The organism is Mycolicibacterium boenickei, from assembly GCF_010731295.1.
GTDB classification, from domain to species: domain Bacteria; phylum Actinomycetota; class Actinomycetes; order Mycobacteriales; family Mycobacteriaceae; genus Mycobacterium; species Mycobacterium boenickei.
The window spans coordinates 2,745,416-2,760,623 of sequence record NZ_AP022579.1 but is presented as its reverse complement, the minus strand read 5'-3'; the positions used below and the strand labels follow the sequence as shown (position 1 = coordinate 2,760,623).

General features: G+C 64.9%; 20 protein-coding genes. 12 read left to right on the top strand and 8 right to left on the bottom strand.

All coding sequences use genetic code 11. The features are described from left to right. Nucleotides 1–78 precede the first annotated feature (78 nt). The gene (locus G6N57_RS13125; RefSeq protein WP_077742885.1) at nucleotides 79–681 is read left to right on the top strand and encodes a TetR/AcrR family transcriptional regulator; all 603 of its coding nucleotides are present in this window, start codon (nucleotides 79–81) and stop codon (nucleotides 679–681) included. Nucleotide 682: 1 nt separating this feature from the next. On the opposite strand, the gene G6N57_RS13120 is transcribed toward G6N57_RS13125, so the two are convergent. Both G6N57_RS13120 and G6N57_RS13115 read right to left on the bottom strand, forming a co-directional pair. Next, nucleotides 683–1,456 carry an amino acid ABC transporter ATP-binding protein gene (locus G6N57_RS13120; RefSeq protein ID WP_077742884.1) on the bottom strand — a complete coding sequence of 258 codons (774 nt, stop codon included), beginning with the start codon at nucleotides 1,454–1,456 and terminating at the stop codon, nucleotides 683–685. Beyond that, complete coding sequence (locus G6N57_RS13115; RefSeq protein ID WP_077743247.1) at nucleotides 1,453–2,868, bottom strand: amino acid ABC transporter substrate-binding protein/permease; 1,416 nt, start codon at nucleotides 2,866–2,868, stop codon at nucleotides 1,453–1,455. The genes G6N57_RS13120 and G6N57_RS13115 overlap by 4 nt, the downstream gene beginning before the upstream one ends. 175 nt (nucleotides 2,869–3,043) lie before the next feature. Here G6N57_RS13115 and G6N57_RS13110 point away from each other — a divergent pair, with 175 nt between their 5' ends. Then, nucleotides 3,044–3,943 carry a DUF3616 domain-containing protein gene (locus G6N57_RS13110; RefSeq protein WP_077742883.1) on the top strand — a complete coding sequence of 300 codons (900 nt, stop codon included), beginning with the start codon at nucleotides 3,044–3,046 and terminating at the stop codon, nucleotides 3,941–3,943. A 20-nt stretch (nucleotides 3,944–3,963) separates the two neighbouring features. Here the strand turns inward: G6N57_RS13110 and G6N57_RS13105 are convergent, their stop codons facing one another. Then, entirely contained in the window at nucleotides 3,964–5,628 is a 1,665-nt protein-coding gene (locus G6N57_RS13105; RefSeq protein ID WP_077742882.1) for a CotH kinase family protein, read from the bottom strand. Nucleotides 5,629–6,055: 427 nt separating this feature from the next. Between G6N57_RS13105 and G6N57_RS13100 the strand changes: the two genes are divergently transcribed. Continuing rightward, a complete protein-coding gene (locus G6N57_RS13100; protein ID WP_077742881.1) occupies nucleotides 6,056–6,268 on the top strand; it encodes a hypothetical protein in 213 nt (70 codons plus the stop codon). A gap of 8 nt (nucleotides 6,269–6,276) precedes the next feature. Here the strand turns inward: G6N57_RS13100 and G6N57_RS13095 are convergent, their stop codons facing one another. Continuing rightward, nucleotides 6,277–7,233, bottom strand: a complete 957-nt coding sequence (locus tag G6N57_RS13095; protein WP_077742880.1) for a TauD/TfdA dioxygenase family protein — start codon at nucleotides 7,231–7,233, stop codon at nucleotides 6,277–6,279. A 36-nt stretch (nucleotides 7,234–7,269) separates the two neighbouring features. After that, nucleotides 7,270–7,584 (bottom strand): hypothetical protein, encoded by a 315-nt coding sequence (locus G6N57_RS13090; RefSeq protein ID WP_234815836.1) that lies wholly within the window; start codon nucleotides 7,582–7,584, stop codon nucleotides 7,270–7,272. A gap of 156 nt (nucleotides 7,585–7,740) precedes the next feature. Here G6N57_RS13090 and G6N57_RS13085 point away from each other — a divergent pair, with 156 nt between their 5' ends. Further along, nucleotides 7,741–8,037 (top strand): DUF4193 domain-containing protein, encoded by a 297-nt coding sequence (locus tag G6N57_RS13085; protein ID WP_077742879.1) that lies wholly within the window; start codon nucleotides 7,741–7,743, stop codon nucleotides 8,035–8,037. A gap of 35 nt (nucleotides 8,038–8,072) precedes the next feature. Here G6N57_RS13085 and G6N57_RS13080 read toward each other — a convergent pair whose 3' ends face one another. Further along, entirely contained in the window at nucleotides 8,073–8,432 is a 360-nt protein-coding gene (locus G6N57_RS13080) for an Rv2640c family ArsR-like transcriptional regulator (protein WP_077742878.1), read from the bottom strand. A 101-nt stretch (nucleotides 8,433–8,533) separates the two neighbouring features. On the opposite strand from G6N57_RS13080, the gene G6N57_RS13075 reads away from it, so the two are divergent. The 3 genes from G6N57_RS13075 to G6N57_RS13065 are packed head-to-tail and all read left to right on the top strand — an operon-like array spanning nucleotide 8,534 to nucleotide 10,454. Then, the gene (locus G6N57_RS13075) at nucleotides 8,534–8,965 is read left to right on the top strand and encodes an ArsI/CadI family heavy metal resistance metalloenzyme (RefSeq protein WP_077742877.1); all 432 of its coding nucleotides are present in this window, start codon (nucleotides 8,534–8,536) and stop codon (nucleotides 8,963–8,965) included. Next, on the top strand, nucleotides 8,962–10,035 hold the full coding sequence (gene arsB, locus G6N57_RS13070) for an ACR3 family arsenite efflux transporter (protein ID WP_272936948.1): 1,074 nt from the start codon (nucleotides 8,962–8,964) through the stop codon (nucleotides 10,033–10,035). Before G6N57_RS13075 ends, arsB begins: the two co-directional genes overlap by 4 nt. Next, on the top strand, nucleotides 10,035–10,454 hold the full coding sequence (locus G6N57_RS13065) for an arsenate reductase ArsC (RefSeq protein WP_077742875.1): 420 nt from the start codon (nucleotides 10,035–10,037) through the stop codon (nucleotides 10,452–10,454). The genes arsB and G6N57_RS13065 overlap by 1 nt, the downstream gene beginning before the upstream one ends. A 16-nt stretch (nucleotides 10,455–10,470) precedes the next feature. On the opposite strand, the gene G6N57_RS13060 is transcribed toward G6N57_RS13065, so the two are convergent. After that, a complete protein-coding gene (locus tag G6N57_RS13060) occupies nucleotides 10,471–11,577 on the bottom strand; it encodes a hypothetical protein (protein ID WP_077742874.1) in 1,107 nt (368 codons plus the stop codon). 138 nt (nucleotides 11,578–11,715) lie between these two features. On the opposite strand from G6N57_RS13060, the gene G6N57_RS13055 reads away from it, so the two are divergent. The 5 genes from G6N57_RS13055 to G6N57_RS13035 all read left to right on the top strand — a co-directional run bounded on the left by G6N57_RS13055 (nucleotide 11,716) and on the right by G6N57_RS13035 (nucleotide 14,708). Next, nucleotides 11,716–12,138 (top strand): YybH family protein, encoded by a 423-nt coding sequence (locus tag G6N57_RS13055; RefSeq protein ID WP_077743245.1) that lies wholly within the window; start codon nucleotides 11,716–11,718, stop codon nucleotides 12,136–12,138. A 78-nt stretch (nucleotides 12,139–12,216) separates the two neighbouring features. Next, the gene (locus G6N57_RS13050) at nucleotides 12,217–13,578 is read left to right on the top strand and encodes a cytochrome P450 (RefSeq protein ID WP_077742873.1); all 1,362 of its coding nucleotides are present in this window, start codon (nucleotides 12,217–12,219) and stop codon (nucleotides 13,576–13,578) included. A gap of 12 nt (nucleotides 13,579–13,590) precedes the next feature. Further along, the gene (locus G6N57_RS13045; RefSeq protein WP_077742872.1) at nucleotides 13,591–13,908 is read left to right on the top strand and encodes a hypothetical protein; all 318 of its coding nucleotides are present in this window, start codon (nucleotides 13,591–13,593) and stop codon (nucleotides 13,906–13,908) included. Between the two features lie 27 nt (nucleotides 13,909–13,935). Then, the gene (locus G6N57_RS13040) at nucleotides 13,936–14,421 is read left to right on the top strand and encodes an LppP/LprE family lipoprotein (RefSeq protein ID WP_077742871.1); all 486 of its coding nucleotides are present in this window, start codon (nucleotides 13,936–13,938) and stop codon (nucleotides 14,419–14,421) included. Continuing rightward, nucleotides 14,418–14,708, top strand: a complete 291-nt coding sequence (locus G6N57_RS13035; RefSeq protein ID WP_077742870.1) for a cupin domain-containing protein — start codon at nucleotides 14,418–14,420, stop codon at nucleotides 14,706–14,708. Before G6N57_RS13040 ends, G6N57_RS13035 begins: the two co-directional genes overlap by 4 nt. Nucleotides 14,709–14,721: 13 nt before the next feature. On the opposite strand, the gene G6N57_RS13030 is transcribed toward G6N57_RS13035, so the two are convergent. Then, entirely contained in the window at nucleotides 14,722–15,066 is a 345-nt protein-coding gene (locus G6N57_RS13030; protein WP_133118379.1) for a hypothetical protein, read from the bottom strand. Nucleotides 15,067–15,208 lie beyond the last annotated feature (142 nt).

Here is a 15,208-nt window from a genome sequence, read left to right as displayed (position 1 = left end):
CGGGACAATCAATACAGACTGTATGCAAACACATGAAGCGTCGAACATCAATACATACAGCTTGTTAAAATTCTGCGAATGAGCGACGATCCCCGCGACGGCCGAGAACAGCGCAGCGAAGCCACCCGCTCGGCCCTGGTCGCCGCGGCGCGCTCACTGTTCGTCGAACGCGGCTACGCGGCGGTCTCCACGGGTGACATCGCGCGCGTCGCAGCCGTCACGCGCAACGCGCTGTACTACCACTTCCCCACCAAGGAGGCGGTGTTCCGGGCCGTCTACGAAAACGTGGAAGGTGAGCTGGCCGCGCGCGTGCTGCCGGCCGCGCTGGCCCACGACACCGGCAGGACGCAGCTCGAAGCCGGGATCGAAGAGTTTCTGGACGGTTGCCTGGATCCCACCGTGGCCCGGATCAGCGTGCTGCAGGCGCCCGCCGCACTGGGCTTCGCGCAGATGCGCGAGATCGACAACCGCAACTACCTCGGCACCCTGCGTGACGGCATCCGCCGCGCCGTCGAAACCGGCGAGCTGCCCGATCTTCCGGTCGACAGCCTCGCGTCGATGCTCATCGGCGCGCTGGACGAAGCGGCCCTGCTGATCGCGACCGCCGACGATCCGGCAGCGGCCCGCCGCGACGCCGGCGTGGTGGCGCAGGCCCTCGTCGCCGGATTGTTCGCGCGCTGAGTTACAGCACCTTCGACAGAAACTCTTGCAGCCGTGGGTGTTTGGGGCTGTCGAACACCTCGGCCGGAGTGTCGTCCTCGACGATGTTGCCGTCGGCCATGAAGATCACCCGTGAGGCCACCTCCCGGGCGAAACCCATCTCGTGGGTGACCACCACCATCGTCATGCCGCCCTCGGCCAGGTCCCGCAGCACCTGCAGCACGTCGCCGACCATCTCCGGGTCCAGGGCGCTGGTGGCCTCGTCGAACAACATGATCGAGGGATTCATGGCCAGCGCCCGAGCGATCGCGACGCGCTGCTTCTGACCACCGGACAACGTGGCCGGTTTGACGTTGGCCTTCTCCGCCAGACCCACCTGGCCCAGCAGTTCCATGGCCCGCTTCTCGGCGGCGGCCTTGTCCATCTTCTTGGTCAGCAGCGGCGCCAGCGTCACGTTGTCGATCACCGTCATGTGCGGGAACAGGTTGAAGTGCTGGAACACCATGCCGATGTGCTGACGCACCTTGTCCAGGTCCACTTTTCGGTCGGTGAGGTCGAAGCCGTCGACGGTGACCTTGCCCGCGGTGATGTCCTCAAGCTTGTTGAGGCACCGCAGGAAGGTGGACTTGCCGGACCCCGACGGTCCGATGACACAGACCACCTCACCCTTGCTCACCGTGGTGTCGATGCCGTCGAGCACCACCAGATCGCCGAATGACTTCTTCAGGCCCTCGATGCGGATCTTGACGGTGCCCTCGGGTTCGGCGGCCGCGGCTTCCGGTACCAGCTGGGTCATTTCACCATCCTTTTTTCGAGCCGGTCAGAGAGCTTCGTCAGCGCCATGATGACGATGAAGTAGATGATGCCGATGATCAGCCACATCGTGAACGACTGGTAGTTGCGGGCGATGATCAGCCGGCCGGTCTGGGTCAGCTCGGCGATGCCGATCACCGACAGGATCGACGTGTCCTTGAGGGTGATGACGAACTGGTTGACGTACGACGGGATCATGGTGCGAACTGCCTGCGGCAGAATGACTTTGCGCATCGTCGGGAGGTATCCGATACCGAGGCTGCGGGCCGCCTCCATCTGCCCCTTGTCCACGGCTTGGATGCCGCCGCGCACGATCTCTGTCATGTAGGCCCCGGCATTGAGCGACAGCGTGATGATGCCCGCCGTCAGCGCCGTCATCTGGAACCCCAGCGCGGTCGGGATACCGAAGTAGATGAAGAAGGCCTGCACCAGAAGTGGTGTGCCACGGAAAATATCGACGTACGTGGTGCCGATCGCCCTCAGCACGATCGACCGCGACACCCGGAAGAGACCGAAGATGACGCCGAGCACCAGCGCGATGGCGATCGACACCACCGTCAGGATGATCGTCATCTTGAGGCCGGCCAGCAGGAACGGGAAGGTGCTCTTGATCAAGCCGAAGAACGAGTTGTCGGCCTCCGAGGCGCCCTCGCCGAGGTACTTCTCGACGATCTCGTCGTACCGCCCGGAGTCCTTGAGTTCCTTGAGCCCCGCATTGAACTTGCTCAGCAGTTCGGCGTTGCGGCCCTTGTTGACCGCGAAGCCGTAGCTGGAACCCTTCTCCTTCGGCGTCACGGTCTTGAATCCGTTGCCCTGCTGGATGCCGTAGGCGAGGACCGGGTAATCCTCGAAGACGGCCACGGAGTTACCCGTCTTGACTTCCTCGAACATCGAAGCGGAATCGGCGAACGAGACGATCTGGAAGCCGTATTTGTCCTTGATCGACTCGGCGAACTCGGCGCCCTGGGTGCCGTTCTTGACCGCCACCCGCTTGCCCTTGAGGTCGGCGTACGACTTGATGTCCTCGTTGGTGGCCAGCACCGCCATCTGCACGCCGGATTCGAAATACGGGTCGGAGAAGTCGAAGACCTTCTTGCGCTCGTCGGTGATCGACATGCCGGCGATCACCCCGTCGGCCTGATTGGCCTGAACCGCCTGCAGCGCGGCGTCGAAGCCCAGCGGTTTGATCGTGATGTTGAATTTCTGGTTCGCCGCGATCTCGTTGATGAGATCGATGTCGATGCCGACGAATTTTCCGTCCACATCCTGGAATTCGAACGGCGCGAAGGTGATGTCGGTGGCGACGACATAGGTCTCGCCGTCGGCGGCCGCGCGGGCCGGGGCCAGCATCGCAGCCCCGACCAACCCGACCAGCAGCGCCACGACGGCGGCCATCAGCCGTTGCGGGGACCGGATGACTCCGGCGATGCCCTCGCCCGACGTGGATTCGGCTCTCATCGTCCGGTCTCCTATCCAGGTGTGAAACGACGAGTTCTCACGCTATCGCCGCGACACCGATTAGGGCGGGATTTCCGGGGGTCCGGCGGGCGGCAACGCCTAGCATCGACCCATGGGGGAGCTGTTCGAAAGCAAGACTCGGGTCAAGTCCCATTCGTTCGGTGAACGCAACGACGGGGTGGTGTTCAACGCGTCCGGGGTCGTGCAGGTAGCTCCCGACCGCTTTGTATTCATCGACAATCATGACGCCACAGCAGTTTTCGAGCTCACGCTGGATCCGGGCAACGGCAAGCTGCGCGGCATCCAGCGGCGTGACCTGACGGGCGTGACCGAGCACCAGCTCGGTGATCCCGAAGGGTTGACCCGGGTCGAGGCCCACGGCCAGACATACCTCATCGCGGCATCGTCACTGTCGGTATCGGGTTCACAGGTCAACGACGGGCTGGTCCGGATCAGTTACGCCGACGCCGGCAACCTGCGGGCCGAACCGATGACGGGCTTCCGCTCCTGGCTGCTGGCGCACGAACCCGCCTTGGCGGCAGCGGCCGCTGCCGAACCCGATGACGGCGGGCTCAACATCGAAGGGGTCGCCTGGGATCCGGGCGCAGGCGCGCTGCTGTTCGGGGTGCGCGGGCCTGCGACGCCCGGACAGGTGACGATCATCGAGGTGCCTGCGCGCATCGACACCGCCGCCTGGACCACGGCCTGCCTGGGCGAGCCGGTCGCTCGGATCGTGCGGGTTCCTCATTCGGTGGCGCTGCAGGGCATCCGCGACATCTCCTACGACGAGCGCTCCGCGGAGTTCCTGATCCTGCTCGGCAAGTCGCTGAGCCGGAAGGCCGAACCGTTCGCACTGTGCACCTGGACCCGGGGCTCCGACGCGCTGCGGGTCACCGGAGCACGCTTTCGGGAGTCGATGAAGCCGGAGGGCTGCACGGCTTTCTACCCCGATGGCGAGCGGCGGATCCTCGTCGTCGACGACCGTGGCGGGTACGCGGTGATCGAGGGATGAGATCGGGCCCGGGAAATCCGTCAGTACAAGCAGATCCTCGACCCGAGGGGCTCCTGATGGACCCGCGCCCGACCGCCGGGAGTGAGGTCCATGCCGTAGGTGGCCTGCAGGTTCGTCCGCGCACTCACCAGCCGGAAGTAGCCGCTGTAGGCGAAGTCGGCCGGCACTGACGCCGAGGGCACGATCGCGAATTCCTCGGCGTGGTCGGTGTTGGCCGGCGCGCAGGTGTAGAGGTACTTGTGTCCCTGGGCGGTGGTCAGGCTGTCACTGGCGTGCAGCACACGGCCGGAGCCCTGATTGGTCAGCGATTTCCGTCCGCCTCCGGCGTCATTGACCCTCCACAGGTCAGCCGGATCGTCGTCGTCCTTCAGCGGCCAGTGGTAGACCTCGAAGTTCTGCGGCGGCGCCGCTGCGGGCGGGATCGTCTCGCTGTTGCTGGCGTGCAGGGCAGCGCCGGACTCCTCGTTGAGCAGATAGACGCTGGCGTTGTCGGGGATCCCGGTCAGCGCATAGGCCGCCGATTCAGCCAGCCGCAACTGCTGGCGAACCGTGGCGACCTGCGCGGCCGCGTCGGGCACACCGAGGTCCGTCACGAGGGCCTGCAACCGATCGAGCAGTGGCTTGAGCACCGTCTGCTGGGACTTCCGGCTGAAGATCGTCTCGCGGTACATGCGGATCTGGCTGAACACCTGCTCGCGGCGGGCCGGATCCTCACGCACCAGCTGAGCGAGTTTGGCCGTGCCACCCAATTTGAACCGGTGGTCGGTACGCAAGGTCTGGTCGATCCCCCACGGGATCAGCTTGAACTTGATGTTGGCTACGCCGGGCGTCTCGACGGCGGTGACGTCGTTGTAGACGTAGGTGTTGTTGGTGTTGTTGGAGTAGCCGTCCCAGTGTTTGAGGAAGAACTCCATGGCATACAGCCGGATGAACTGCTCGAGGTCGAACACTTCGGCCGCCCCGGCGATCCCGTGGTCGGCGATGTGGTCGATGGCGAGCTTCAGGTCTGCCTTGTTCTCGAACGCCGACAGCTCCTCGGTGGCGATGAAATGGACGCGGCCCGCGACGAAATCGTCCCTGTGCTCGATTTCGTACAGGTTCCCTTTCATGTTGCCGAAGTTGCGCTCGATGTAGCGCTTCATGATCGGTTCGGCGTTGACGTAGACGCCCGGTGCATTCACCCCGGCAAGGCCCTGTCCGATCGGAATGCCGTTGACGAAGACGCGGGCCAGGTTGCACCGCGAGTGCGGCAGCCCGGCCATCGCCAGCAGCTGGTAGCCGAGCGGCTGCCGAACGAACGACGCGTCCTGGATCGAGTTGTTCAGGGTCAGGTAGCGCGATCCGAACAGATCCTCGGCCCGCTCCTCGCTCGTGTCGCTGAACTTGCCGAAATCGAGGTGGATACATGGCTTCTCACTGTTTATCGACCCGCAGAAGGACTTCTTCTTGACGCCGACATCGCTGAACTCCGTCCGTGCGGGAAACGCGGTTCCCGAGATCTCGACCCTGGCCGCCTTGCGCCAGGTGTAGCGCGAACCGCCGTCCCAGTCGAAGTTGCATATCCCGCCCGCGGGCTGCTCGGTACGCACCGCGTCCCAGTCCGCCTGCGCCATAGTGATTCTGATGGTCAGCACGTTGTCGAGCGAGTAGAGCGCGTCGAGCTTCTGTTGTTGTTGCGCACTCATCGGATCCCCCCTGTCGGCGCCTTTCACCGCATCTTTGATGCTCAGTGTGCGCGTCGTCCCGGCCGGAATCCATCCCAAATGTCCTGCGCGGGAACGTGATAGTTGCACAGGGAAGATCTGAGCCGGGCCCGCCATCGGTCAGTGGCAAACTGCGTGTCCGGCTTTACAAATCGATCGGGGTGTCCATGTACCGGCCTCGGGAAGCCGGGCTGTAAAAGAACGTTCGGTCCGATACGTCCCATAAAGAGGTAGTGCACTACGCGTGAGGAATGACCACCGGCGGCCGTACGTTTTTCGTATCGCACCGTGGCGACGACCCAGTGCTCGGTTCAGAGGAAGTTTCGAAATGAGCGTTTTCCATCCGGTTTCCGCCGTCCGACGCGAAACCTCAACAGACATCACGACGCGCCGACACACACACCCGCCGGTGCTCATCACCGAACAGCAGGTGCTGTTCAGTACTGCCGCGGCAGCCGGCACCCACACGCACCACAACGTCATCACGATGATGTCGCATGCGGTGTCATCAGTCGCCGCACACTGGCACGCGGCCACCGAACGGCGGCACTCGCGCTACTACCCCTCGCGGTGCAGCTATCTCGAAAACAGCCTGATGGCTCGGGAGATGGACCGGCTCTGACCAGCCGGTCAACCCGCCAGCGCGATCGGGGTGACCACCTCGGAGTACCGCGACGCGTCCCCGGCGACCGACCGGCTGCGCCGGCCGTGCACGTCGACGGGGATGTCGCCGGCCAGCGTGATCCGGCTCAGCCGGCGGAACTGGTCGTCGTAGTCGGCCACCGCGTAGTGCTGCGTGGCCCGGTTGTCCCAGATCGCCAGGTCACCGGGTTCCCAGCTCCATCGAATCGTGTTCTCCAGCTTGATGACCCGATTCTGGAGCAACTGGAACAGGGTGGCCGACTCCGCGGAGCTGACGCCCACGAACTGTTTGATGAAGTGCCCCAGCAGCAATACCCGCTTTCCGGTCTCGGGATGGACCCGCACCACCGGATGCTCCGTCTCGTAGTACTCGGACTCGAACTCTTCGCGATACTGCCGGTGACCGTCGGCAAGCTCCTCGTGGCGCCCGTCGTAATCGGCCGCATAGTCGTACTGGTTGGTGTGCACTGCCCACAGGTTCTCGACCAGCGCCCGCAGGGGCTCGGGCAGCCCGTCGTAGGCGGCTTCGGTCGACGCCCACGTGGTGGTGCCGCCGTAGTTCGGCAGCGTCACCGCCCTGAGCAGTGAGGCCTTCGGGATGCGGTCGACGAACGTCACATCGGTGTGCCAACTGTTCGCCTTGTCATATCGCGAGTCGATCGGCAGGATCCGGTCGCCCCGTGAGGTGACGGTCGGATGCGCTCCCGTCGGCGTGCCGAGCAACCGGGCGAACGCCAGCTGGCCGTCGTCGTCGAGGTGGTGTTGCCCGCGGAAGAAGATGACCTTGTGCTCGAGCAGGGCATCGTTGATCGCGGACACCGTGGCCGCGTCGAGGTGGCCGTTGACATCGATTCCGTCGATGCGGGCCCCGATGTGGGCACCGAGCTTCACTACACGCAGAGAGGACACCCCGTCACCATCGGCGATAGGGTGTCGCGGCACCATTGTTGCGCTCACGACGAGCGCAAAGTCCTTCGACAGTCAGTCGATACGGATGACGTAGGTACCGTCGTCGTCGCGCTCGATCTGGCCGTCGAGGGCGTTGATCCACACCGGAGTGTCGCGCCGCGATCCGAGGAATGCGCTCTGCACGGAGCCGCCGGGCTGCAGGTCGACATTCCACTCGTCGTCCTGGGCGACGATGGTGAGGAGCTCCTCGCCGTTGGCGCGACGAATCGAGATCAACTGACCGTTGGAGTCCAAGTCCTCCAGATCCGCATCGTCGTCATCGAGGTACTCATCAAGTTCAGCGTCATCGAAGATCTCGGCGTCCGAACCTCTGACATCGTCATGCACGCCGACGACTGTACTCAGCATCACGTCCACCGATGAAGACCCCACGGGATTGAACCGCTAACGTGCATCCGACGTTTACAGGCTGTTCGCCCGGGGAACAAGGAGTCCCGCTGCGGCGTTGGCCAAGCATTGGTCTGATTATTAGGAGGATCATCTATGGCAACCGATTACGACGCACCCCGGGTCAAGGAGACCGACGAGGCCACTGACGAGTCTCTCGAGGAACTGGCTGCCCAGCGGCGCACCGCGGCGAACACCGCGGTCATCGACGAGGACGAGGTGGTCGACTCGTTCGACCTTCCCGACGCCGACATCTCCGGCGAAGAACTGAGCGTGCGTGTCATTCCCAAGCAGGCTGACGAGTTCACCTGCTCGAGCTGTTTCCTGGTGCAGCACCGCAACCGGATGGCCCTGCAAAAGGGCGACCAGCAGCTCTGCGTCGACTGCGTCTGACGCAATCGACGCCAGTCCGGCTTCGCCGCCGCCTTCTAACGGCAGCAGTTGGGGTCGAGCACAGTGCACAACGCGACGAGTGAGTCCCGGCGCGGGCGGTGATAGACGTTCATGCCGCGCCGTTCGGACTCCACCATCCCGGCACGTCGCAACTGGGACAGATGATGGCTGACCGTTGATTCGGCCAGGCCGACCGCGACCGCCAGGTCACACCCACACACTTCTCCCGCCTCGGCGCTGAACAACAGCGACACCAGCTTGACCCGTACCGGGTCTGCCAGCGCCTTGAGCCGTAGCGCGATTTCCAGCGCCGCATCGTCATCAATCGGGCCGGCCGCCACCGGTGAGCAGCAGACCGGTTCAGTGGTGTCGAGCACCGGCAACGCCTTGGGCATGCACCCCAGTCTGCCAGAGAATGTTGACATATGTCGAAGAGGTGGCATCATCAATGCTGCCCGATAGTTCGATATAAGTCACAAAGGCTGGGGAGACTGTCATGTCCCGCGCACAACTCGCCTTGAACGTCGATGATCTCGACGAGGCCATCGCGTTCTACTCGAAGCTCTTCAACACGGCACCGGCGAAGGTCAAGCCCGGCTACGCCAACTTCGCCATTGCCGCTCCCCCGCTGAAGTTGGTGCTGATCGAAAACCCCGGGCACGGCGGGACACTCAATCACCTCGGGGTCGAAGTCGAGTCCAGTGAACAGGTGCATGCGGAGATCGCCCGCCTGACGGACGCGGGCATGTTCACCGAGGAGGAGATCGGCACCACCTGTTGTTTCGCCACCCAGGACAAGGTGTGGGTGACGGGTCCCGCGGGCGAAAAGTGGGAGGTCTACACGGTTCTCGCGGACTCTGAGTCCTTCGGTACCAACTCGTCCGCACTCGATGGCGCCGACACCGGCGGCGCCTGCTGCGCCTCGTGAACCCGCCTGCCATCACCAGACTTTCCACACTGGATCGGCTGCTGCCCGTCTGGATCGCGGTGGCGATGGGCGGCGGTCTGCTGCTCGGACGGCTGGTCCCCGGCGTCAACAGCGCACTGAATCACATTCAGGTCGATGGCATTTCGCTTCCGATCGCGTTGGGCCTGCTGATCATGATGTACCCGGTCCTGGCCAAGGTCCGCTACGACCGACTCGATCGCGTGACCGGTGATCGCAGGCTGCTGGTCAGCTCGCTGATCCTCAACTGGGTGCTGGGCCCCGCGCTGATGTTCGCGCTGGCCTGGCTGTTCCTGCCCGATCTGCCCGAGTACCGAACGGGTCTCATCATCGTCGGGCTGGCCCGATGCATCGCCATGGTCATCATCTGGAACGACTTGGCCTGCGGAGACCGCGAAGCCGCCGCGGTACTCGTCGCCCTCAATTCGATTTTTCAAGTGCTCATGTTCGCCGTGCTCGGCTGGTTCTATCTGTCGGTACTCCCCGGCTGGCTCGGCCTGGAGCAGACCACCATCGACACGTCGCCATGGCAGATCGCCAAATCGGTGCTGATCTTCCTTGGCATCCCACTGTTGGCCGGCTATTTGTCGCGCCGGATCGGCGAATCCACGAAGGGCAGAGACTGGTACGAATCGACCTTCCTGCCGCGGATCGGTCCGTGGGCGCTGTACGGCCTGCTGTTCACGATCGTGGTGCTGTTCGCCCTTCAGGGCGAACAAATCACCGATCGCCCATGGGACGTCGCTCGTATCGCGCTGCCGCTGCTGGCGTACTTCGCCATCATGTGGGGTGGCGGATACGCACTGGGAGCCGTCCTGGGCCTGGGGTATGAGCGCACCACCACACTTGCGTTCACGGCCGCGGGCAACAACTTCGAACTGGCCATCGCAGTGGCGATCGCGACGTACGGCGCAGCCTCCGGCCAAGCCCTCGCGGGGGTGGTCGGCCCGCTCATCGAAGTGCCCGTCCTGGTGGCCCTGGTCTACGTCTCACTGGCCTTTCGGAAGCGGTTCCGCACACCACGAGACGATCAAGCCGTGAGGATCAGCTGATGGCCGACCGCGACCACCCCAGTGTGTTGTTCTTGTGCACGCACAACGCCGGCCGCTCACAGATGGCGATGGGCTTCTTCGCCCACCTCGCCGGAGACCGGGCAGCGGTGTTCTCGGGAGGCTCGGAGCCGGCCGACACGGTGAATCCCGCCGCGATCGCCGCCATGGCCGAGGTCGGTATCGACATCGGCCGCGCGCAGCCACGGCGATGGACCGACGAGATCGTCCAGGCGGCCGACGTCGTCGTCACGATGGGATGCGGGGACACCTGTCCCTACTTCCCCGGCAAGCGCTACGAGAACTGGGAGTTGGCAGACCCGGCCGGCCTCGGTGTCGAAGCGGTCCGGCCGATTCGCGACGACATCGAACGGCGGGTTCGCGTCCTCCTCGTCGGCCTGGGACTTGGTCCGGCCGACTGATTTTCGGCGTCCTGACTCAGCCTTCGCCGTGCTCCGACTGCCCGCCGGCAGGCTTTGCGTCGGCAGCGGAGCCCGTCGCGTCCTTGGTCTTGGCGCCGCCCTTCACGCCGACGCGCTTCTTGCCGTCGGCGTGCTGGTTCAGATCGGCGGCCACCCGGTCGCTGAGGCTCTTGATATCGGCCCCCGCCTGTTTGAGCGCGTCCTTGACCGCGGCGCGGGGACTGATCTTCTTCTTCGAGACCGGCGAATCCTGCGGTTCGGCAACCAGTTCGGCCCCCGCTTCCGGCCCGGCCACGGTCTTCACGACGGCGCCGGGCACATCGACCGTGACGGCCTTCAACGGCGCGTCGAGACCGATCGGCGCGGTGACCGACGGGGTGCGCAGCTGCGAGGCGCCGAAGGTGGGCGGCGGTGGCGGCGCGGTCGCGAGCGCGGTGGCGATCCCCAGCTGAGCGGCCTCGATGCCGTCGACGATTGACCTCGCCCCGTCGCCGAGGGAGATCAGGAAGTTCCTTGTGCCCTCGACCGTGGCGTCGACGATGTTGCTCAGGTCGAAGGTGAGCACGGCGGCGACCAGATTCTGCGTGCCGACGATGAATGACGTCGCGACACCGTTCCCCGCCTCGAGCAGCCCGTTGGCCACATCGATGACCGCCTGGGGCCACGCGGCCTCCATCGCGGCCTGCACCACCAGGTACTTCTGATTGCGCCAGATCGCCGAATCCAGCAGTGGCTGCCCGACGGCCACCACCGAATCGCGCAGCGCCTGGGTAAAGGTGTCGAAGGCACCGACGAAGTCGAGGTCGAGGATCTGCTGGATGATCTCCACCGTGACGCCGGGGATCGCCAGCACCGACTGGCCGAGACCGATGCCGGCCTTGCCCAGCCCAGCCAGGTAGACCGCCCAGTTCTCGGCCCAGTTACGGATCGACTGCCGCACGATCGGCAAGGTCAGGATGTAGGGCAGCTCGAAATCGGTGAGGTGGAACTCCGAGGCGATAGCGGGTGCCGCCGCCTGCACGTCCGGCGCCTGCCACGAGGGCGTGACCGGCGACATCGCCACCGCTGTCGCGCCGACCATCGCCACCCCGGTGGCCAGCCACGGGCGAACCGCAACGTCCATTCACTGACCTCGATCCTGAGAATTACATGAGTATTGACGGAACTGTAACCGGTCGCACGCGCCGCCGCGCATCAACCACCGAACGAAGTCGCGGCGAACCGCGGCGCTACGCCGGCGGCCTGACCTACCGTGACATTCGTGACTGAAGCCGCCATTCGACAGCGCATCGCCGACGGTGTGGATGCGATCCGTGCGCGCGACCTCGACACGCTCACTGGGCTCTATGCGCCCGACGTGGTGTCGTTCGACCTCGGGGCACCGCTGCGGTACGCCGGTGACGACAACAAGCGAAGGGCCTGGCAGGAGGTCTTCACGGCCTACACCGGCCCGATCGGTTACGACGTACACGAGCTGACCATCACCACCGAGGGTGACATCGCGTTCGTGCACAGCCTCAACCACGTCAGCGGCACCCTGGGCAGTGGCCGCGACATCGACATGTGGCTGCGGTGGACGGCCTGCCTGCGCTGCGTCGACGGCGTCTGGCTGGTGTTCCACGACCATGTCTCGGTGCCGGCCGACCTTGAGTACGGCAAGGCAGTCCTCAATCTCACGCCCTGATCTACCCGAACCGCCCACGGTAGGGCGCATAGTTCATATCCTCAGACCTGCAGACCCACAACCACGTTGGGAGCGCAGATGACCGAGGGTGCGACGGCCGAAGCTCGACATACCGAGCGCAGCTACCACTTCGATCGGCACACTCCGCAGTATCGCGACCAGTTCGAGCCGATCACCTCGGAGATGCTGGATTCCTGCCCACTGGCCTGGACCGACACCTATGGCGGGCACTGGGTGGCGGCAGGCAGCAGCGAGGTCTTCGAACTGGCCCGCTGCCCACACATCTCGAATGACAACGACATCGTCGGGGAGCGAAAAGGCTACCGGGGCATCAACATTCCCCGCGGCGAGGTCAGCACGCAGTTCCGCGGCGGCATGCTGGAGATGGATGATCCCGAGCACCGCGCCTACCGGACACCACTCAACGGATACCTCTCACCGGCCGCGGTCGCGCGGTGGAAGCCGGTGGTCGACGAGCTCGTCAGAGCGTGTCTGGACGAGAAGATCGAAGACGGCAGTATCGATTTCGTCGACGATCTGGCGAACATCGTCCCGGCGGTGCTGACGCTGGGCCTGCTGGGTGTCCCGCTCGCCGAATGGGAGATCTACTGCGAACCCGCGCACGCATCGGTGTACACCAGGGCCGACTCCCCCGACGCCAAACGCGTCTTCGACCTTTCCGTGGCATCCGCGGTGCACATGATGGGCCATGTCGCCGTGATCCGCGACAATCCGCGACCAGGGTTGATCGACGCGATGGTGCAGATGCGCATCGATGGCGAGCCGGCCCCCGATTCGGAGATCCTGGGCATGCTCATGCTCCTGATCGGCGGAGGCTTCGACACCACGACGGCACTGACCGCGCATTCGCTGGAGTGGCTCTCGCAGCACCCCAATCAGCGGGAACGCTTGAGCCGCGACCGCGCGGCCCTGCTCGACTCGGCGACCGAGGATTTCCTGCGGTACTTCACCCCGGCACCCGGGGACGGCCGCACCGTCGCCGAGGACATCGAGGTGGACGGCGTACCGCTCAAGGAAGGTGAGCGGCTGTGGTTGTCCTGGGCGATGGCCAACCGCGATCCACGAGTGTTCGAGAGTCCGAACGAGCTCCTGATGGACCGAACGGGCAACCGGCACTTCAGTTTCGGGCTCGGGGTGCATCGCTGTATCGGTTCGAATGTCGCACGCATGGTGTTCAAGTCGATGCTCACCGGGGTGCTCGACCGGATGCCGGACTACCGTTGCGACCCGGCCGGTGCCGTGCACTACGAGACCATCGGCGTCATCCAGGGCATGCAGCACCTGCCCGCGACATTCGCCCCGGATCGCCGAACCGGCCCGGGTCTGGCCGCAACACTTGAGAAACTGCAACGGATCTGCGACGAGCAGCAGCTGGCCGCGCCGATCACCGTGCACAAGGCGACCGCGGTCATCGACTGAAAGCGAAACGACATGAGACCTGAACATCATTGGGTTCGACAACTGCTGCTCGCCGCCGGGCTCGCCGTGGCGATCGCGGCACCGATCGCCGCCTTACCCGCGCCCTCGACCGCCCTGGCGGCCTGCCCGAACGGCGAGGACAACGACACCTACACCGGCAATTGCGTGCCCTACCTGGTGCCGAACTCACCGAGCAGCAACGGTCTGTGCCCGCCCGGGGTCAGCGGCACCGAGTGCGGTTCGGCCGAAGTCCAGGCGACCCCTACCGCGCCGGTCGCGCCCACCGGCCCCGAGCAGGAACTCGAAGACGTCAGCACGCCTGACTTCTGACTAACTCACGGAGGGGAGGCATCCGATATGAGATTGTCTGCGGTGTGGACAGGTTCGGTTGTGTGCGCGGGTTTGACGCTGGCGCCGCCGGCTTCCGCCGTGCCTCCAGGTGAATGCGGAGTCAACCTTGCCGCGCCCCAGATCGCGGCGGCGGCACAACATCTGGCGCCCTACCCGGGAACGGACTGGCGATGGTCGGCCGACCCCCGCATGGTCGAGGGCAATTTCAATCCGTGCGCCACCCTGTCGACCGCATTGGTGACCGTCGAGGGAGCCACCGGCAGCTCTCCTGTCACCGCCCTGATGTTCCACCACGGCGACTATCTCGGCACGGCGACGTCCAAGGCCTACGGGTTCACGTCGTTGAACACCGCGCGGACCACCGACGACACCGTCGTACTCGACTACAAGACCCCCGGCGCGTGCAACGCCTGCCCACCCGCCGCCGTCACCAGCGTGCGCTACCAATGGCAAGGCGATCACGTCGCGATGCTCGATCCGGAGCCGGCATGACAACCGGATCGCACGGCGAGATCCAGCTCGAAAACGACTGGTTCCGGGTCACCAAGTGGACGATCGAACCGGGTGGCGCTATCCCGATGCACCGGCACGATCACGAGTACGTGGTTGTCCCGCTGGTCACCGACACGATGCACGTCGTCACCGCCGACGGAATCGAGATCGTCGCGGAACTCGTAGCCGGCCAGAGCTATTCGCGCCCCGCCGGCTCTGAGCACACCGTCGAGAACCGAGGCGACGTCGATGCGATCGTCTTCGTCGAAGTGGAGCGGCTCGCCTGAGGCCGAGCTCCGGTCATATGCACCACGGCAGACACGGGAAGCTGATCCCCGGCGGCGGTGGCGGTGGCGGCGGCGGGATCTCGCCGTCCCAGATGTTCTGCGCGACATTGCCCTGGCCGGGCGTGACGTACCAGTAGGTGTGGCAGATGTTCGCATCCCAGATCACGGGGTTCACCCGGAGATTTCCGGTCTGCACGGGAGGATCCCCGGGACACCATCGGCACGGGCCTGACGGGTTGTCCGGTGGACATCCGGGCCAGGAGCCCTGGGCCGAGCCCACACCGGCCAACCCGACGCTGCCCGCCACCAACATCGTCGTCGCCAGCCCCACTGAGAATCGCTGCGAAACCCTGACCATCGTTCATTCCTTTCGCGGGGCAGCGCCGCCGGCGCCGCCGATCCTCACTGCATCGTCTTGCCGCGGGCCCGGAATGTATCGAGTAGCGGGCTACCCCATTTGCGGGGCGGGCTCTTGTGATGCACATATCAGTGCCCCAGCC